This window comes from Chryseobacterium sp. Y16C (assembly GCF_022488405.1).
In the GTDB taxonomy this organism is placed as follows: domain Bacteria; phylum Bacteroidota; class Bacteroidia; order Flavobacteriales; family Weeksellaceae; genus Chryseobacterium; species Chryseobacterium geocarposphaerae.
In genome coordinates, this window is the sequence record NZ_CP092711.1 from 1852784 (window position 1) to 1870887 (window position 18104).

Genomic DNA, 18104 nt, shown 5'->3' on the forward strand with positions numbered 1-18104 from the left:
GTCATACAAAATTACACCGGGATAAATTTAAACAGGTGTATAAATTATTTCAGATTTTGTACAGATTATTCTTTGAATTGTGAAGGCGTCATTCCGGTCTGAACTTTAAAAAATTTAGAAAAACTGGCATGATCGTAAAACCCCAGATCATAAACAATATCTTTTACTGACATTTCGGAAACTTTCAGCAACCGTTTTGCCTCCAGTAGAATTCTGTCCTGAATTAATGAAGATGCCGATGTATTAAGAGTTTTCTTACAGACAATATTGAGATAATTTGCTGAAATATTTAATTTATCCGCATAAAAAGAAACCGAACGTTCCGTTTTAAAATATTCATTAATTAAATTCAGAAACTTCGAAATAATAGGATTCGAATTATAAGTTTCAAAATCTTTAAAAGCCCCTTCTACTGATTTACTTACCAATAAACCGATAAGTTCGCTTCTTTTTTGAATGAGTTCCCAAAATACTTTCTCTTCACTGAGTTCTTTTTTTATGGCCTGAAATTCATGTAATAACAATGCAAAAATTTCTTCCAAAACTGTAAAAGCAGGATGCTGGAAATAATAAGATGAAGAAAACCGTAAAGCAGGAAGAAAACTTTCGTACCACCCTTTGCTGATCATCAATTGATAGCCAACGGTTTCTTTTTCAATTGTCCATTGATGAACCTGATCCGGAAACACCAGATGAATCTGATGATCATGAATTGGATATTCCACAAAATCGATGATATGGAATCCTTTTCCTTTTTCAAAAAGATTGATGATAAAAAAATCATGTTTATGAGGCTCATCAATCTTTCTTTCACCGCTCAATTCATTAAACAAAAGATCACAGGTTTTTGACTGCTTCTCTGCAAATTCATGAATACTGAGAATAGGAAAATAATCTGACTGATGGCTCATTCCATAATAATTTACCCTAAAATACGTAAATTTTATCAGAATGAAATTCTTTTTAAAACACAATATTCCCTTGATGAATCAATGATTCCACATGAGAAACTCTTGAAACAGCTTCCGCAGAACAGCTTGCATTTAAGAAAATCAGATTTGCCTGATCGCCAGCTTTTGGCCACTGCTGATTCCCTTTATCATCCAATGGTAAAACATTTGCTGTCGCCAGTTTCAGGCTTCTTGATAATAAGAATTCTGTAGATTGTCCATACAACTGTGCCATTAGATTAGCTTTCTGCAACACATTTCCCGTCCCGAAAGTATTCCAGTGATCAACAATACTGTCGTTCCCGGTCAATACTTTCACATTATGTTTATATAAAGTCGGAATCGGCATAATTAAGCCGCCAAAAGGAATCGTAGAAACAATCCCGATTTCTGCATTACCCAACTTTTCTGCAACTTCTTCCTGTTTTGCTTTCTCCAGTTTACCTAAAACAAAACAATGACTTAAATAGGTTTTTCCTTTCAATGAAGGATTTTCGTTGACTTTATCAATTAAGTATTCGACCGTCTTTAAACCGGAGTCTCCGCTTTCATGCAAATGAATATCAATTCCTTTTTTGTTATCTAACGCCAACTGAACCGTAAAGTCGATTGTTTTTTCTATCGCTCCATCAATAGTAAAAGGATCTACTCCACCAATGAAATCAATATCCATTTTCGCGGCTTCCTTCAGATACGGAACAGAATCTGTATAGAAAACTCCATGTTGTGGAAAAGCCACTAACTCCGCTCCGAAAGTTTTGTTTTTATGCTCTAAGGCTTTCTGCAGATTCTTTAAAGATTGTAATTTGGATGTAGGTTCAATATTTACATGGCTTCTTGCAAAGGAAGTTCCTTTTGATTGCAATAACTCAATCATTTTTTCCGCCTTAAATGTTGAATTTTTCAATAACTCAGGCATCATTTGCTGTTCGAGAGCAATCATTCCTTTCACTCCGCCGACTCTTCTTCTTACAGCCTGCCATTTTTCACCATAGAAAGTTTTATCCAGATGAATGTGCATATCTCTGAAAGCCGGAAGCATTAGAAATCCTTTTGCATCAATAACCTTTGCATTAGGTTGATTGGGAGAAATCTTTGTGATTTTCCCATTTTCAATTTCAATATAAAATAAATCGGTTTTTGTAGCTATCACTTCACCTTCTTCATATTCAAAACCTGTTTCAAGCCGAACGTTTTTTAAAGCTAATTTTTCCTTTGAAGAAATAGTTGCATCATTAAAAATTGAAGTTGCTCCCATCATATTTGAAGTTAAAGCCAATCCTGCCATTGCTAAAGCTGAGTTTTTAAGAAAATCTTTCCGTGATATGCTGCCTGAAGTGTTCATTTCCAAATTATTTAGAACAAATCTAGAAAGAATGAAAAGGAATTAGTGGTATGAATTATTGTATTCTCTGTACGATTTATCAGAACTAAATTTTTCTTTTTATAAAAGATATACTAATCAATTATTTTCAGAACGTATTATTGCTCATCATAATCTTAGAATCAGTAACTGAAAATAGTAAGAGTTTACAAAAGAAGAATAGCCTGATGATCTCTGGCAACAGTATTCCTCAAGTCAGATTTAAGATTTTTTGAGAAATAAATGTAAAGCATAAAAGAATACTTCTCATTGAAGAAGTATTCTTTTTTACTCTGCTTATTATAAAAGATTGAAATACTTCTAAGATATAACTACAATATAGTCATTATTTGTTCCACCTGTATAAAAAGAAGTTACAGATAGATTAGCATCAGAATACGTCATCGGGTAAGTTAGTATCATATGCGTTCCACCAGGCGATTCTATTCTTGCATCATAGTTCACAGAAAATCCTCCTGATGGCAAACCATTATTAGGTTCCCAGTATTCCACTTGCATACCTCCCCAACCCGTTAAAGTTCCAAATGGAGTGTTTAATGCCGGGCTTATAGATGGTAGAGTTAAATAAGATGTTGTAGCAGCTGTTGCTATCCACCAATTATTTATTGGAACAGATGACAGATGAGAATTCATATATTTTCTGTAAGAAGTTATATTACGCCCCAAAGGATCTCCTACAGGATAAATATTATCACTAAATGGGCCACTCAACGCAGGAAAAGAACCGTTATTAGTAGCACTAACGTGCCCACCCATCATAAATTTACTATAATTCAGAATCTGCATCTCATCGGTCGCAGCATACGGAGGACCTTGAGCATTAATAAAATAAATTGAACCTGATGCCAGCAAAAGTGTTAATAGCTTTTTCATAGTAGTATTTTAATTATTTGATTTTACTTTTGTTCTATATATTGCGATATTTTCCTGATAAATTCTTAGACCTTTTTCTATTACATCCCTTTTACTAAGTCTTTGTAATTCCACCTCAGAGATCCCTTTATCCAAAGCCAATTGTGTAGCAGCAGGTAAAAGAATCTTGATTCCCTCTTCATTAAGCAACTTATTTTCGCCAACATATCTTTCACCTCCTTTGCTAATAGCTTTTAAAGCACTTTCAAAATTATTGACAGCATCAGCTTTAAGGGTTTCTACCGTTTCTGGTGTTTCTACAGTTTGCCTTTGTTCATTTTGACAACTCATCATTAGTGTACTGCCAATTAAAGCAATAAATGCGATTTTTTTCATGATTTTTAATTTTGTAATTAATATTTTTTAAAGTTCTATTTTTAAAAGAATGATGCCTTTTATTTATACTAGGATAATTGACAAGCCAAAAAATTAGAGCTTACCATTGCAACAAAATTGTTAGTGGAAAATTTTAGATAAAGAAAGATTTTATTAAAAGATATGTTGTGATTCTCAAGTAAGGAATCATCTTTCGAAGCAATAAAAATTAGATATAGTTTTTTACTATACAACTTAAAAAAAATTGCATTTCTCATATTGTGATATGGTTATGGATATTAAAGTTTTATCATAAATAAAACTCTTTTCAAAAATATATAAAATAATTCACTTATGAGTAAATTATTTTATTTTTAAACAAAAAAAACTCTAAAGGAGCTTTGTACCAATGCATAGCAAAGAAGTGCATAAAAAAGGATGAAGTAAAAACCTCATCCTTTTAATATCTTAATTAGAATATTCAAATTTTCTGACTGCTTCCAACGTCATATCAATTTCTCTGTCTTTTATTGCATCACTAACGAAATACGTTTCATAGCCACTTGGCGGAAGATAGATTCCGTTTTGTAATAGCTGATGGAAAAAATTATTGAACAGTGAATGATTCGCATTCTGAGCTTCATCAAAATTGGAAACTCTGTTGATATGGAAGAATACAGACATCATAGACCCTTTTCTGTTGATCTTATGCGCGATTCCTTTTTCATTTAAAATTTTCCCGATTTCAAAATCTAAGGTTTCTGTCGTTTTGGCTAATCTGTTGAAGAATTCAGGATCGTTTTTGATAATCTGCAAAGTTTTCAAACCAGCTCTCATTGCCAAAGGGTTTCCACTCAATGTTCCTGCCTGGTAAACTCCTCCTTTAGGTGCTAAATGATCCATAATTTCATTTCTTCCTGCAAAAGCACCAACCGGAAGTCCGCCTCCGATTACTTTACCATATGTTACCAAATCAGCTTTTACATTGAAAAGCTCCTGAGCACCTCCAAAAGCCAATCTGAAACCTGTCATTACCTCATCGAAAATCAATAAAGTACCATTCTCATCACAGATTTTTCTCAATTTCTGAAGGAATTCATTTTCAGGAAGAACACACCCCATATTTCCGGCTACAGGTTCTATAATTACCGCTGCAATCTCGCCCTGATTATGTCTGAACAGATCTTCCACCTGCTCAAAATCGTTATATCTTGCTAATAAAGTATCTTTTGCTGTTCCCGCAGTCACTCCCGGAGAATTCGGATTTCCAAATGTTGCTGCTCCACTCCCTGCCTTGATCAAAAATGAATCTGAGTGACCGTGATAACAACCTTCAAATTTTATAAATTTATCTCTTCCTGTGAATCCTCTTGCCAATCTGATGGCACTCATACAAGCTTCGGTTCCTGAAGAAACCATTCTGATCTGATCAATATTCGGAACATTCTGAGTAATAAATTTTGCGATCTCAGTTTCCAGTTCAGTCGGTGCACCGAAAGAAAAACCTTTTTCTGCCTGAATTTTCAGTTCTTCCAACACTTCCGGATGGGTGTGTCCCAAAATAGCGGGTCCCCATGAATTTATATAATCAATATATGTATTATCATCAGCATCTGTAAGATAAGCGCCTTTTGCAGATTTCATAAAAACAGGAACTCCTCCTACCGACTTGAATGCACGAACCGGAGAATTGACTCCGCCGGGAATGTATTGGTAAGCTTCATCAAATAAAGCCGAGCTTCTTTGGTATCTCATATCTTTTATAGTGGTAAAATTAATAATTGCTAGTCAGTGGCCAATATTAACCATCAACTAGCAATCATCAATATATAAATTAAATTAGTTTCTGGGTTTTTTATCAATTAAATAAATCAACTGTCCTGCTGAAGGTTTCTGCCCTTCATCCATTCTGTTTTTTGCATATAATTTATTCAATTTAATTCCGAATTTCTGAGCAATATCATGCATATTTTCGCCTGATTCTGCCTTGTAGGTAGGAGTATTTCCGTCTGAGTTTTTGGATTCAAGGAAAATAATATCGTTTTTATGCAGCACATCAGATTCTAGTTCATTCCATTTTAAAAGCTTACTCTCGCTTATTTTAAATTTATTGGCAATAAACTGCACATTGGTATCTTCCGGAATGATGATATATTTTAAGCCGTCATTGGGATGGCTTTTAATCAGAATTGAATTAAGGATTTCCGCTTTTGTTTTAATCTTCTCTACCCTTTTCTGCTGCTGAGCATAAGAAGTTGCCTTATAAGGAACCTCTACCGTAACCGGCTCTTTTGATTTTTTTACCGCTTTTGAAGGCTCAAGCTGTGCCATAAACGTTCTGTCATCTTTCAGATCCGGATACATTTTCAAAACAGCGTACAGAACTTCTTTAGAATTAGTATCATCAAATTCGTATAATCTATACTTTTCAATTTTCCCGATCAGGATTGAAGCATAACGTGGATTGGTAGCATAGCCTGCTTTTTTCAAACCTGTTGCCCATGCTTTATAATCTTTCATATCAAGATTAAACAGATTCGCATAATATTTTCTTGTTGACAAAAATATGGAGTGATCTTCGTATGATTTCCTCGGATCATCGTATACACGAAAACATTCGTTGGGAGCATCATCGGTATGCTTCATTGTTTTCCCGGTCCAATCTTCTTTACACTTTATTCCGAAATGATTTTTTCCCTCCTGAGCCAATCGGCTTTGGCCGCCTCCGGTTTCCAAAAGTCCCTGTGCAAGAGTGATAGAAGCCGGAATTTTATATTTTTCCATTTCCTCTACCGCGTATTTTGCAAATTTTTGGATATATTGATCTTCAGTTGCCCAGGTCTGAGCTGAGAATTTTGATAAAACTAAAAGGCTAATTAGTAAGAAAAGTCTTTTCATGTTTTTCAATTTTACTTATATAATTAAATTTCTATTCTGTTTTCGTAAAAGCAGATTTGCTCCCTCAATTCCCTGCAATCCACCGGTATGAAAGCACAAAATCCTGCTATTTTCAGGGAAATATCCTTCATCAATCAGTTCAAAAATCCTCTGCATCATCTTTCCTGTATATATCGGTTCCAAAGGAATTCCGTATCGCTCTTTAAAATCATTGATAAAACGGATGTTTTCATCATTTATTTTACCATAACCTCCAAAACTTGAATCTATTAGATCAAAATTTCTTTTCAAAGTTAATTCAAATATTTTATTCTCCAATAAAGAATCCTTTACCGCCTTAAAACCTATAACTTTCTGATTATCTTCACAAAATTTCAAAATTCCGGCAATCGTCCCTCCGGTTCCAACGGCGGTGCAAAGATAATCAAAATCTTTTGTTTCATCATTCAGCATCATTTTCACCCCGTTTACGGCATCTTCATTGGTTCCTCCTTCCGGAATAATTAAAGCTTCGGGAAATTCTTCCTGTAAAGATTGGATAAGCCTTTCTTTATCCCGGTATTCTTCTCGGGTGATAAATCTGAAACTCATCCCGTTTTTCTCTGCAAAAACTAAAGTCGGATTATCTCGCCATTTATCCTGCAGCTCTTCTCCTCTGATAATTCCCAGAGAAGGAATATTCAACATTTTTCCTACTGCAGAAACCGCAGAAATATGGTTGGAAAAAGCCCCTCCAAAAGTTATTATAGCTGGATTTTCAGGATTCTTTTTTATATAGTTGTTAATATTAAAAAACAACTTCCAATACTTATTGCCCGAAATCTGAGAGTTGATAAGATCCTCTCTTTTTATAAAGAGTTTCACCTTTTTCTCAACAGGAATTTCAAGAATGGGAATATGTATTTCCGGGATTTTCATTTACTGCAAATTTCCTGAATTTATTTTAAATGATAATTTTTAAATTAGTTAAACAAAACTTAAAAATGTAATTATGAAGAAATCTGCTGTTTCCATTCTTACCGTACTCATTATTCTTTCTATTACCGGAGCAATTTTCTATATGGTTGTGGGAAATTATTTTCCTTCGAATTCGGAACTGGATAGTCCCGATAAACAAAACGATAAAATGATCAGCATGTTTAACGCTGAAATTGCTAAAGAGATAGAGGATCATACTCAAAGCACCATGCATCCGGGTTATATTCCCGAAGCCAGACAACATACAATTGATTATCTAAAAACCATACGATCTATTGAAAGCTATGCCCGCCACGGTGCAAAATCTACCCAGCCCAGAAATTATATCGAGTTAAAAATCACTTTTACCGATGGAACTGTTGTAGAAGACGTTTATACCGGTCATCCATGTATTGCTTATATGGGGCCTTGTTTGGTGATGAAGGTAGATATGCAAAATGGAAAAGCAGTGAAAGTCTTTACAAACGGACAAGAGAAAAAAGGTTCGCCCGACTGGGTAAAGCCTGATATTAACATCATGATTGACAAAGCAATTTCATATGACATTGACAGAAATCACGACCATTATTTTGAACCTCAAAAGACTCAGCAAGATTTTGATAAGGAATGGGAAAATCAGAAGTAAACTGATTACAAATATTTCCGGAATCCCCACAACCTCCTTTTACTAAGATAAGCCAAATCTGACTCATTCGCATAAGCTTCCCTCTCAAAAGAGATTCTTCTGTAGGCTAAATCCTTATTTTTTAGCTTGAATAGCCAGTAATAATATTCAAATACATAAAAAATATAGAAAAAAAACACCAAAAGCTCTATTTGTTGTCTTAAATGGATTTTTTCATGGTTGATAAGTATATTATTTTGTTTATCTTCGGGTTTCCTAATGAAGATAAAGGGAAAAAGAGCAATGCCATTAATTTTTAATCTTTTTAAAGGCTTTTGGCATATAATTATCATAATAACAAATATAAAGTTTTTTGACTTAGAGATTTAACCTATGGCACTTTTTGACATCAAAGAAGGTGAAGATTTTTACTACAATGAACAAGGGTACAAAGTTTTTACAGAAAAATTTCACCTGAAAAGAGGATATTGCTGTAAGAGTGGCTGTAGACATTGTCCTTACGGATACGATAAAAAGACCGATACATTCATTAAAAACGATAAAAAAAATAAATAAAATGAAAAAATATATTTTTATTTTGTTAGCCACGGCTACTCTGGGCTTAACATCTTGTAGTCCGTTCAACGTACGTTCTGATTATGCTGATACAGCAAATTTTACTTCATATAAAACTTATAAATTAAGAATTGATGATCTAAAATTAAATGACATTGATAAAGACAGAGTTTTGAATGAATTATCAAGACAGCTTCAAAGCAAGGGTCTTCAGTCTGGTGAAAATCCTGATCTTATCATTAATGTAAAAGCAAACCATAAAAAGATTACCGACATCACGAACAATTCTCCTTACGGAATGTATGGTTGGGGTGGTCCTTTCGGATGGGGTGTAGGGATGAGCAGAACCTGGACCAGCAATTATAATGAAGGTGCCATTATCGTAGATTTCGTAGATGCAAGAACCAACAAATTGGTTTGGCAGGGAATCGGAAGCGGAATTTCTGTAGATTCTCCGAAAGCAAAACAAAGACAGATTCCTGAGATCATGGCAGAAATCATGAAAAACTACCCTCCTCAGAAAAAATAGATTTAAATCAATCAAATATAGTAAAGTCAATACAGCTTTTGTATTGACTTTTTAGTTTTACGACTAATGATGTCGCACTCCTTTGTGATGATATTCAACATTCCTGGGTTGAATATTGTAATTTTCCGGGATGAAGCCTGATTTAAAATTTATTTTTGGAGGCGTTTCATCATTCATTTCCGGTGTTTTAAAATGCAATTGTTTTCCGTTTTTATAAATCTTTCCGTCGGATGTAAAATACGTTTCATTTTCCTGATATGTATTTTTACCTTCTTCCGTAAAGGTTTTCGGCTCACTACTTCTATTTTTCATTTTTCGCCCTAAATAGATCAATGCCCCTCCTGCAATTAAGGTTAATGCAATTTTTATTTTGTGATTCATAATGGTGATTTTAATTGAATAAGACAAAATATCTGCCAAAAATAAGAGTCATTGCTAATACAGTTTGTAAATATTTCTTCCACAGATTACACCGATAGTCTAGGAATCATAAAAACATTTGTAGAATTTGTATTTACAAAACTAAAATTCTCTGCATAATGAAAATTAACAATCCCGTAATTTTTTATTCATAAATTTATTCTAATCTTACATCTTAAATATTTGACATGAAAAAATCATTATTACTTTTGGCATTTGCTTCAGTTTTAGCAAACGCCCAGGCTCCGACCGGATATTATAATTCTGCCAATGGCTTAACCGGGGCTAATCTAAAAACGGCTTTAAGCACCATTATTACCAACGGACATCAGGATAAAGGATACAACGGGCTTTGGACAGGTTATAAAACCACTGATATTGATAAAAATTATGAAAATGATGGTTCTATTTTAGATATCTATTCAGAAAAACCGACTACGACAGATCCTTATAAATATACACCGGTAACCAATCAGTGCGGAACATATTCAGTAGAAGGAAATTGCTACAACAGAGAGCATATTGTTCCACAAAGCTTATTTAATGAAGCTTCACCAATGGTTTCAGATATTCATTTTATCAGAGCTACAGATGGGAAAGTAAATGGGATGAGATCCAATTATCCGTTCGGAAAGGTAGGAACAGCTACTTTCACTTCTAAAAACGGTTCAAAACTTGGCAGTTCTGCTTCTTCGGGATATTCAGGAACTGTTTTTGAGCCTATTGATGAGTTCAAAGGGGATGTAGCCAGAATGATTTTTTATTTTGTAACCCGTTATCAAAACAAACTTTCATCTTTTACTTCAGGAAATATATTAGGAAGTTCTGCTTATCCGGGACTACAGACCTGGGAGCTGAATGTGCTATTGGCTTGGCATAATCAGGACCCTGTTTCTCAGGCCGAAATTAATAGAAATAATGCCTCATATACTTACCAGGGAAACAGAAATCCTTTTATTGATAATCCGAGTTATGTAAATTTAATCTGGGGGTCTCAGCAACCTGCTACGGACACACAAGCTCCAACCGCTGCTACAGGTCTGGCTGTTTCAGGAACTACATCAAGCAGTATTTCTCTTACGTGGAATTCTTCAACAGATAATGTGGGCGTTGCTTCTTACAATATTTATATGAACGGAAGCCTGAAAACAACTGTAAGCTCTACTTTAGCAACAATTTCAGGCTTATCTTCTTCCACTACGTATAGTTTTTATGTTGTAGCTAAAGATGCTGCAGGAAATTCTTCTTCCAACAGCTCAGCCGTTTCAGGGACGACATCAGGAACCATAACTCAACCTACCAATTGTGTGAATGAAACTTTTGATAGTATTCCAACTTCAAGCTCATCATCTTACCTGACTAGAACATGGACAAACAATGGAATTTCATGGACAGCCACCGATGCAAGAACGGATCAGACAATATCTAATTTAGCAATTACGGTAAGAGATGGTTCTCTAAAATCAAGTACATCTGCCAATGGAATCGGCTCATTAACTGTGACTACCCAGCTTAAATTTACCGGAACCAACGGAACATTTAATGTTCAGGTAAACGGCGTAACGGTAGGAACAATTCCTTACAGTACAACAGCAACGACGACGACAATCAACAATATCAATACTTCCGGAAATGTAATTGTTACTTTAACTAACAGTTCATCCACCAACCGAGTAGCCATTGACAATTTGAGCTGGACTTGCTATAGCGGAACTTCAAGAATAGCAAACAGTAATACACCTAATTTAACCACTGAAAATAATAGTTTACAGATTTCTCAGAATCCTATTTCTAATCAGGAAATTTTTATAAAAGGTGAAACGGAGAATATTCAAAAAGCGGAAATCTATAATCTTCAGGGTAAACTTATGCAAAGTATTAATCGACCTTTTCAAAATAACAGAAGCTCAATTAAAATTAAAAGTCTGGAACAAGGAGTTTATATTTTAAAGTTAGATCAGTCTCTATTAAAGTTTATTGTGAAATAATACTAGACTCAAGAACTAATAACCTTTTAACATAAAAAAGACTGTCTATTTCTAGGCAGTCTTTTTTTATGAATGTTGATTGTGGTGTGTATGTCTTAAGCTGATGGCCAAAGTCCTTCATAAGCAGAGTTACCATAGTTGATTTTCTCTGCACTTACTGTAAAGCTAATCAGCATAGAGTTTTCATCTACTGCATCAAAGTCTACTTCATGCTGAATTACATACCCGTTTTCCCAGTTCAAAGTAATCAGTGTTCCTTCTTCGTGAGATTTGTTGAATGTAATTTCTCCACTTGTAGGCTTATATTTTCCGTTCAGTAAGCTTTCCAGAATATCAGATTTTTCTGTTGCTTCTACAGTAAGCTTAATAAGTGCATTAGAAGGATCTGAAGCTACTCTTCCCGATACATCTGTTGATCTGGATACGCTGTAGTTCAGCTTTAATAATTTTTGACCTTCTCCTCCGTTGAATTTTAAAATTCCTCTTGAATTTGCTGCCATGATCTGTAAATTTTAATCGTTAATATTTCGTGATTTGGTGATTTTAATGAGACAAAGATATAGTCACTCATCTGATCGCGAAAACTTTTAACCATCAATTTCAAATTTTGTAGTAATTCTACGATTCTTTGTAGTAATTCTACGATTGCACACTATTCCGGTTATTTGGGGAGTTCGGAGCTACTGTTTTTAACAACAAAAGACCACAGTGAGTGGTCTTTTGTTGCTAAATTATAATTTAAATTAACGTCCCTGTATTTCTCTAATCCTTTCTTGTAGCAGCTGCGGATCAGAAAGTGCATCTACGCCAATTACAGTAATAACATAAATAAAATAAATAATTGAAAGAATGTTTAAAACCAGTCCAATTATACAAAGAATTCTACCTGTATTTAAATTACTATAGTTATCATATTCGCCGGGATTCTGTTTATACAGCTTCAAATCTTTTCCGGCAAGTACAAGTCCGATGATTGAAGCAATAAGTCCTACAACACCATAACAGCAACAAGTTATGATAGATACAATTCCTAAAACAAGTACTGCCGTAGCATTAGGTAATTTTTGTTGATTCATAGTTAAAATTTTAATGTTTGTGTTATATATAAATAAAAAAATGTTTATAAAAATAAGCAACCACCATGATTACTGAATTAATAATTGCTAAAGAAATAATTGCAGTGCCATAATTTCTTTTCTTATCAATAAAATTTACCCCAACCACGCACAAAAAAAGTAATAAAGTGTACACAGCCGGGAACATATGAAAAGCATCAGCAAACCGACCTTCAAAAACCATTACGATTGCTCTCTGAGCACCACAACCAAAACATTCTATTCCCAGAATTTTTTTGCTTGGACAAGGCAACATAAAGTCTTCGATTTTCATATTTAATTTATTTTGACGGCTCTAAATTAAGAAGAAATTTTTGCCCTCAAATACTGATGTGGAAAAAAAGATTCTTCATTCATTTCAAACGAACCTTGTACTGCAATATAAGGATTCCTAAGAATTTCCCTTGCTACGAATATAAGGTCAGCGTCTCCTTTCTGCAGAATTTCTTCAGCCTGTTTTACTTTCTTAATCAGTCCTACTGCTCCTGTTTTTACTTCCGCTTTGTTTTTAACTTCAGAAGATAAGGGAACCTGATAACCATCAAAAACAGCAATTTTTGCTCCGTGAATATTTCCTCCACTGGAAACATCAATCAGATCTACATTATGGAATTTCAGGATTTTTGCCAACTTTACACTATCTTCAATATTCCAGCCGTTTTCAGCATATTCTGTTCCTGAAATTCTGACAAAAAGAGCTACATTTTCATTTAATTCCTCATTTACGGCTTCTACAATTTCAAGTAAAAACCGAACCCTGTTTTCAAAGCTTCCACCATATTCATCTGTTCTGATATTAGAAAGCGGTGATAAGAACTGGTGGACTAAATATCCATGAGCCCCATGAATTTCAACAATGTCAAAACCTGCTTTCACAGCTCTTCTTGCCGCATTTTTAAAATTCTGAACCTGCTCCCTAATTTCATCCACTGTCAAAACATGAGGAATTCTTTCAGTAGGATGATAAGGAATAGGACTTGGAGCTACGGTTTCCCAACCTTCTTCCACCGGAATCTGAATATTATTCCAGGTAGAGCCTTTTCTCCCTGCATGAGCAAGCTGGATTCCGATTTTACTTTCAGAATTCTGATGCACAAAATCAACGATTTTCTGAAGTTTTTCGGCCTGCTCATCATTCCAGATTCCCATACAGTGATTCGTAATTCTTCCCCGAGGTTCTACTCCGGTTGCCTCCACCATAATAAGTCCTGTTCCTCCTTGTGCACGACTGCCATAATGTACAAAATGAAAATCATTAGCCAATCCGTTTTCGCAAGAATACATACACATTGGAGACATTACCCAACGATTCTTCAATTCCACATTTCTAAATTGTATTGGTGAATATAACATTGTTTATTTTTTAAGTTTTAAAATTACAAATTTAGTCTAGTAAAAATGTATTGCCTACGTTATGAAAAAGGATTAATTTTATCCCCCTTTTTTAAAGAAGACATGAGAAAAGATATACATATTGGTTATGAGCATTTCAAAAACAGCAATGAGCTGAGTGAAATCGAACAGGCGCTTTTTGAAAAAGCCAAGTCCGCAAGAGAGAAAGCTTATGCTCCTTATTCAGATTTTTTTGTGGGATGTGCCATACTTTTGGAGAATGGAGATATCTTTTCGGGCAGCAATCAGGAAAACGCAGCGTTTCCTTCGGGTCTTTGTGCGGAAAGAACGACGCTTTACTGGGTTGCCGCAAATTTCCCCAATGAAAAAATAAAAAAAATCTTTATTGTAGGAGGCCCTAAAGAATTTTCTGAAAACAATCCACCTATTCCACCTTGCGGATCATGCCGACAAAGTATTATAGAATATGAAACCAAGCAAAATGAAAATATTGAACTTTATTTTGCCAATTTAAACGAAGAAACCATCAAAGTACATTCTATAAAAGATCTTCTTCCTTTTTCTTTTGACGGAACTTATTTATAGATTTTTTAAACAAATTTTTTTGAATAGGGAGATTCTCTATTTGAAGCTATTTCCTGCTTTCCGTTGCAATCTTTTTTTTCAAAAAGGATTTTCACTGCAATCAGGGCTAGGAAATTGTGACTATGAAAAGAAAAACCCGTACTACAGAACCACCCCGGCGAAAATTCAAAGAATTTTCGCCACCTCTCCAAAGGAGGGGAATTCATTGTGAATATTTTTATCTTCGATTTTTATAGCTTTTCATCTTTTTTGCATTTTTGACGAATAAGTTTATCTTTGCAAAAATTTTGGTTTCCAATTATTTGGAATGAAAAGGGAATTGGGTGAAAATCCTAAACTGTCCCCGCAACTGTAGATCGCATTAGAAAATTTCTACGAGAAACCACTGTGAAAACGGGAAGGTGTAGAAAGCGAAAGTCAGGAGACCTGCCAAAATATAATCAAATAAACATTGCTTTCGGAGGAAAAGTAAAAGAAAATGGATATTAAAAGATCTTTAGTACTGCTTTTTGCGTCTTACGGTGGTTTTCTTTTTGCACAAGAGAAAACGATTGATACTGTTTATGTCTTCGACAGCCAGATGAATAAGGTTAAGCTTTTTCATAAAGTCAATACCCTTAAAGCTGAGGACATCGAAAAAAATTCTACCAACCTTTCCGAAGCTTTACGTTTTCAGTCTCCCGTTTATATTAAAGAAAATGGTCGTGGTGCGGTTTCTTCGCCTTCATTCAGGGGAACAACAGCGCAACAGACTGCTTTTGTATGGAACGGAATCAACATAAACTCTATGTTTTTAGGACAAGGAGATATCAACAATATTTCTTTATCCGGGTTTGAACAAATGGATATTAAGGCAGGCGGCGGAAGTGTGATATATGGAAGCGGTGCCATTGGAGGAAGCATACACTTAAACAACATTTTGGATTTTAATAAAGGGATTCATGCATCATTATTTTCTGAAGTTGGATCTTTTGATACGTATAATAACTTTGCAAGGGCTTCTTTTAGTAATGATAAATTAAGCTTTAAAGTTTCCGGAAATTATTCAATCAGCCAAAATGATTATGAAGTTGAAGAAGTAAATTACAGGAACAGAAACGGACAATATAATAACTCAAATATCAATATTGCCGTTGCTTATAAAATTGCACCTCATCATCAAATTTCCTGGATCTCGGAGTTTTTTAACGGAAATCAGCACTACCCTGTCTTTTTCGCAGATATTCAGACTAAAACAAAATACGAGACTCAGAATATCCGAAGCCTGATTGCCTGGGACTGGAATACTTCCAGATTTACAAATGCCTTTAAAGCGGCTTATACAGAGGAAAACTTTCAATATTTCAATAATATCGACCAACCAAAATCCAGTGGCGGAACAGGAAAAAATTATATCTTAAAAAATGATTTTAATTATTTTCTTTCATCCAAATGGAATGTAAATCTCATCACAGAATTTCAGGTAAATGACGGAGAAGGCTATCAGTCAGGGATCAAAAAAGTCAGCAGAAATATCGGCTCCGTTTCAGGGTTAGTCCGTTATTTTGCTACTAAAGAACTTCGTTTTGAAGGCGGAATTAAAAAGGATTTTGTTGAAAACATTACCTCGCCGGTCTTATTTTCTCTTTCAGGAAACTGGAAGGCTTTGAAATGGTATGAGACTAGCCTTAATATCTCCAGAAATTTCAGATATCCAACATTTAATGATTTGTACTGGCACCCAGGAGGAAATGAAAATTTGAAGCCTGAAACGTCTTATCAGTTTGAATTAAGAAATCAGTTTAAAATTTCAGATGTAAAATTATCTGTAACTCCGTACTATATGAAAATTTACGATATGATCCAATGGCTTCCTTCTTCAATGGGATATTATTCTCCTGTAAATACGGATGAAGTGGAATCTTATGGTCTGGAATCTCAGATTGAATATGCGAAGAAATTTGGAAATCATGCCCTGAAAGGAAACCTGGGATATTCTTACAGTAAATCCGTCAATATGGAAACCCAGAAACAACAGATGTATGTTCCGCTTCATAAATTCTTTGGAAATATTGATTATCAGTATCAATTCTTAAGAGTATATGTTCAGGGTATGTTCAACGGACTTACCTATACAGATACCGATGAAAAAAGAAGCACTGCTCTTGATCCTTACTTTGTGATGAATGCGGGAATTTCCGGAACAGTTTTGAAGAATTATACATTAGGATTTAAAGTGAATAATATTTTCAATCAGGTTTATCAATCGACCGCATATTATTATATGCCACAAAGACATTACAGCATTAACCTTACTATTAATTTTTAAATAAATAATTATATAATGAATATCAGAAAAATTTTACCTCTGGCTTTAGTATCAACATTTCTTTTCAACATAGCTTGTAGCAGTGATGATGAGATTATCGAAACACAACCAAAAGGCGCTTATCAGGAAGGAATCTTCATCAGTAATGAAGGAGGCTTCACTACTCCGACTGCCGAAGTTTCTTTTACAAGTAATGACCTGTCCACTGTAGGAAATAAAATTTATTCTGCTAACAATAACGGAGAGGTTTTAGGAAATGTTTTACAGACAATAGGCTTCAACGGAGATTACGCTTATTTGGTATCAAACGTTCCGAATAAAATAGATATCGTTAACAGATATACTTTCAAAAAACAGGCAACCGTAACATCTAATCTGGATGGCGCAAGATATATTGCTTTTTCAGGAAATCAGTATTATGTTACCAACAACAACTTTAGCAATTCTATTAAGCTGAATGTTTACAGCACAGACAATAATTCTTTTGTAAAAAGCATTAGCTTTAACAGAGCTGCAGAAAAAGTAGTGGAAGCCAATGGAAATATCGTTGTACAAACAGACGGAATTACCTATGATGCCAATTATAATGAATTGCCAACTGGATATACTATTACCATCGTAAAGCCTTCTACAAATACAGTTGACAAAACAGTTACCTTACCAAGCAACGGAATTATCAGAGACCTGGTTTCTTATAATGGTGATGCTTATGCTCTGGCTTCAGACAACACCAATTCTTATATCTATAAAATCAATTCAGCTTCAGGGGCTTTTACGACCACTACGCTTACAGGAATTCCTAAAGTACAGAGATTAAAAATAGAATCTAATAAATTCTATTTTGTAAACAGTACCAACAAAATTTATTCGATGGACATCAATTCCACTACGGTTCCAACTGCTCCACTTTTAACTGCACCTGGCTATCTGTATGGTTTCAATGTAATTGACGGCAGAATTTATACTTCTGATGCAAGTTTTACAACAGACAGTAAAGTATATGTTTACAGTGCAAGTAACGGATCTCTAATTAAGTCTTTTAATACAGGAATCGGAACAAACGGTTTCTATAAAAATTAATATTCCAATCACTAAGCGAATAAAAATTTTTTATTTTTATATTATGTTGTCCGGGCGGTTTCTTCGAAACCGCCCGGATTTTGTTTGTATAATTAAAAAGCAACAGATT

At 34.5% G+C, this 18104-nt stretch carries 20 protein-coding genes and 1 riboswitch; of the genes, 7 read left to right on the top strand and 13 right to left on the bottom strand.

Annotation, left to right across the window (positions count from 1 at the left end):
* Positions 1-65 precede the first annotated feature (65 nt).
* The 7 genes from MKS83_RS08165 to MKS83_RS08195 all read right to left on the bottom strand — a co-directional run bounded on the left by MKS83_RS08165 (position 66) and on the right by MKS83_RS08195 (position 7377).
* Entirely contained in the window at positions 66-911 is an 846-nt protein-coding gene (locus MKS83_RS08165; protein ID WP_240582744.1) for a helix-turn-helix domain-containing protein, read from the bottom strand.
* Between the two features lie 52 nt (positions 912-963).
* Positions 964-2295: an amidohydrolase gene (locus MKS83_RS08170; protein ID WP_240582745.1), complete on the bottom strand. Its 1332-nt coding sequence runs from the start codon at positions 2293-2295 to the stop codon at positions 964-966.
* Between the two features lie 339 nt (positions 2296-2634).
* On the bottom strand, positions 2635-3186 hold the full coding sequence (locus MKS83_RS08175; protein ID WP_240582746.1) for a hypothetical protein: 552 nt from the start codon (positions 3184-3186) through the stop codon (positions 2635-2637).
* Positions 3187-3216: 30 nt separating this feature from the next.
* A complete protein-coding gene (locus tag MKS83_RS08180) occupies positions 3217-3582 on the bottom strand; it encodes a hypothetical protein (protein ID WP_240582747.1) in 366 nt (121 codons plus the stop codon).
* Positions 3583-4029: 447 nt separating this feature from the next.
* Positions 4030-5316, bottom strand: a complete 1287-nt coding sequence (hemL, locus tag MKS83_RS08185; RefSeq protein WP_240582748.1) for a glutamate-1-semialdehyde 2,1-aminomutase — start codon at positions 5314-5316, stop codon at positions 4030-4032.
* Positions 5317-5400: 84 nt separating this feature from the next.
* Positions 5401-6459, bottom strand: a complete 1059-nt coding sequence (locus tag MKS83_RS08190) for a glucosaminidase domain-containing protein (RefSeq protein WP_240582749.1) — start codon at positions 6457-6459, stop codon at positions 5401-5403.
* 15 nt (positions 6460-6474) lie between these two features.
* Entirely contained in the window at positions 6475-7377 is a 903-nt protein-coding gene (locus tag MKS83_RS08195) for a 1-aminocyclopropane-1-carboxylate deaminase/D-cysteine desulfhydrase (protein ID WP_240582750.1), read from the bottom strand.
* 73 nt (positions 7378-7450) lie between these two features.
* Here MKS83_RS08195 and MKS83_RS08200 point away from each other — a divergent pair, with 73 nt between their 5' ends.
* On the top strand, positions 7451-8062 hold the full coding sequence (locus tag MKS83_RS08200; RefSeq protein ID WP_240582751.1) for a hypothetical protein: 612 nt from the start codon (positions 7451-7453) through the stop codon (positions 8060-8062).
* Positions 8063-8067: 5 nt separating this feature from the next.
* On the opposite strand, the gene MKS83_RS08205 is transcribed toward MKS83_RS08200, so the two are convergent.
* Positions 8068-8394 (bottom strand): hypothetical protein, encoded by a 327-nt coding sequence (locus MKS83_RS08205; protein WP_240582752.1) that lies wholly within the window; start codon positions 8392-8394, stop codon positions 8068-8070.
* A gap of 40 nt (positions 8395-8434) precedes the next feature.
* Between MKS83_RS08205 and MKS83_RS08210 the strand changes: the two genes are divergently transcribed.
* On the top strand, positions 8435-8617 hold the full coding sequence (locus MKS83_RS08210; RefSeq protein ID WP_066441318.1) for a DUF5522 domain-containing protein: 183 nt from the start codon (positions 8435-8437) through the stop codon (positions 8615-8617).
* Between the two features lies 1 nt (position 8618).
* Positions 8619-9146 (top strand): DUF4136 domain-containing protein, encoded by a 528-nt coding sequence (locus tag MKS83_RS08215; RefSeq protein WP_100376375.1) that lies wholly within the window; start codon positions 8619-8621, stop codon positions 9144-9146.
* 63 nt (positions 9147-9209) lie between these two features.
* On the opposite strand, the gene MKS83_RS08220 is transcribed toward MKS83_RS08215, so the two are convergent.
* A complete protein-coding gene (locus MKS83_RS08220) occupies positions 9210-9527 on the bottom strand; it encodes a hypothetical protein (protein WP_240582753.1) in 318 nt (105 codons plus the stop codon).
* Positions 9528-9754: 227 nt separating this feature from the next.
* Between MKS83_RS08220 and MKS83_RS08225 the strand changes: the two genes are divergently transcribed.
* Positions 9755-11554, top strand: a complete 1800-nt coding sequence (locus MKS83_RS08225; RefSeq protein WP_240582754.1) for an endonuclease — start codon at positions 9755-9757, stop codon at positions 11552-11554.
* A gap of 95 nt (positions 11555-11649) precedes the next feature.
* On the opposite strand, the gene tssD is transcribed toward MKS83_RS08225, so the two are convergent.
* From tssD to namA, 4 genes are all read right to left on the bottom strand, one after another.
* On the bottom strand, positions 11650-12054 hold the full coding sequence (gene tssD, locus MKS83_RS08230) for a type VI secretion system tube protein TssD (RefSeq protein ID WP_185116762.1): 405 nt from the start codon (positions 12052-12054) through the stop codon (positions 11650-11652).
* 243 nt (positions 12055-12297) lie between these two features.
* On the bottom strand, positions 12298-12630 hold the full coding sequence (locus MKS83_RS08235; RefSeq protein ID WP_100376379.1) for a CCC motif membrane protein: 333 nt from the start codon (positions 12628-12630) through the stop codon (positions 12298-12300).
* Positions 12631-12652: 22 nt separating this feature from the next.
* Positions 12653-12943 (bottom strand): DUF2752 domain-containing protein, encoded by a 291-nt coding sequence (locus MKS83_RS08240; protein ID WP_240582755.1) that lies wholly within the window; start codon positions 12941-12943, stop codon positions 12653-12655.
* 26 nt (positions 12944-12969) lie between these two features.
* Positions 12970-14022 carry an NADPH dehydrogenase NamA gene (gene namA, locus MKS83_RS08245; RefSeq protein ID WP_240582756.1) on the bottom strand — a complete coding sequence of 351 codons (1053 nt, stop codon included), beginning with the start codon at positions 14020-14022 and terminating at the stop codon, positions 12970-12972.
* 102 nt (positions 14023-14124) lie between these two features.
* On the opposite strand from namA, the gene cdd reads away from it, so the two are divergent.
* From cdd to MKS83_RS08260, 3 genes are all read left to right on the top strand, one after another.
* Positions 14125-14607 (top strand): cytidine deaminase, encoded by a 483-nt coding sequence (gene cdd, locus MKS83_RS08250; RefSeq protein WP_100377024.1) that lies wholly within the window; start codon positions 14125-14127, stop codon positions 14605-14607.
* Positions 14608-14878: 271 nt separating this feature from the next.
* Positions 14879-15056, top strand: a riboswitch (cobalamin riboswitch).
* 29 nt (positions 15057-15085) lie between these two features.
* Entirely contained in the window at positions 15086-16915 is a 1830-nt protein-coding gene (locus tag MKS83_RS08255; RefSeq protein ID WP_240582757.1) for a TonB-dependent receptor plug domain-containing protein, read from the top strand.
* Positions 16916-16930: 15 nt separating this feature from the next.
* Entirely contained in the window at positions 16931-17995 is a 1065-nt protein-coding gene (locus MKS83_RS08260) for a hypothetical protein (RefSeq protein WP_240582758.1), read from the top strand.
* Positions 17996-18104: the final 109 nt, after the last annotated feature.

Excerpts from the sequence above, each read along its gene's own strand:
- MKS83_RS08165 (WP_240582744.1), bottom strand. The coding sequence starts at position 911 with ATGAGCCATCAGTCAGATTATTTTCCTATTCTCAGTATTCATGAATTT.
- MKS83_RS08170 (WP_240582745.1), bottom strand. The coding sequence starts at position 2,295 with ATGAACACTTCAGGCAGCATATCACGGAAAGATTTTCTTAAAAACTCA.
- MKS83_RS08180 (WP_240582747.1), bottom strand. The coding sequence starts at position 3,582 with ATGAAAAAAATCGCATTTATTGCTTTAATTGGCAGTACACTAATGATG.
- hemL (WP_240582748.1), bottom strand. The coding sequence starts at position 5,316 with ATGAGATACCAAAGAAGCTCGGCTTTATTTGATGAAGCTTACCAATAC.
- MKS83_RS08190 (WP_240582749.1), bottom strand. The coding sequence starts at position 6,459 with ATGAAAAGACTTTTCTTACTAATTAGCCTTTTAGTTTTATCAAAATTC.
- MKS83_RS08195 (WP_240582750.1), bottom strand. The coding sequence starts at position 7,377 with ATGAAAATCCCGGAAATACATATTCCCATTCTTGAAATTCCTGTTGAG.
- MKS83_RS08200 (WP_240582751.1), top strand. The coding sequence starts at position 7,451 with ATGAAGAAATCTGCTGTTTCCATTCTTACCGTACTCATTATTCTTTCT.
- MKS83_RS08205 (WP_240582752.1), bottom strand. The coding sequence starts at position 8,394 with ATGATAATTATATGCCAAAAGCCTTTAAAAAGATTAAAAATTAATGGC.
- MKS83_RS08210 (WP_066441318.1), top strand. The coding sequence starts at position 8,435 with ATGGCACTTTTTGACATCAAAGAAGGTGAAGATTTTTACTACAATGAA.
- MKS83_RS08215 (WP_100376375.1), top strand. The coding sequence starts at position 8,619 with ATGAAAAAATATATTTTTATTTTGTTAGCCACGGCTACTCTGGGCTTA.
- MKS83_RS08220 (WP_240582753.1), bottom strand. The coding sequence starts at position 9,527 with ATGAATCACAAAATAAAAATTGCATTAACCTTAATTGCAGGAGGGGCA.
- MKS83_RS08225 (WP_240582754.1), top strand. The coding sequence starts at position 9,755 with ATGAAAAAATCATTATTACTTTTGGCATTTGCTTCAGTTTTAGCAAAC.
- tssD (WP_185116762.1), bottom strand. The coding sequence starts at position 12,054 with ATGGCAGCAAATTCAAGAGGAATTTTAAAATTCAACGGAGGAGAAGGT.
- MKS83_RS08235 (WP_100376379.1), bottom strand. The coding sequence starts at position 12,630 with ATGAATCAACAAAAATTACCTAATGCTACGGCAGTACTTGTTTTAGGA.
- MKS83_RS08240 (WP_240582755.1), bottom strand. The coding sequence starts at position 12,943 with ATGAAAATCGAAGACTTTATGTTGCCTTGTCCAAGCAAAAAAATTCTG.
- namA (WP_240582756.1), bottom strand. The coding sequence starts at position 14,022 with ATGTTATATTCACCAATACAATTTAGAAATGTGGAATTGAAGAATCGT.
- cdd (WP_100377024.1), top strand. The coding sequence starts at position 14,125 with ATGAGAAAAGATATACATATTGGTTATGAGCATTTCAAAAACAGCAAT.
- MKS83_RS08255 (WP_240582757.1), top strand. The coding sequence starts at position 15,086 with ATGGATATTAAAAGATCTTTAGTACTGCTTTTTGCGTCTTACGGTGGT.
- MKS83_RS08260 (WP_240582758.1), top strand. The coding sequence starts at position 16,931 with ATGAATATCAGAAAAATTTTACCTCTGGCTTTAGTATCAACATTTCTT.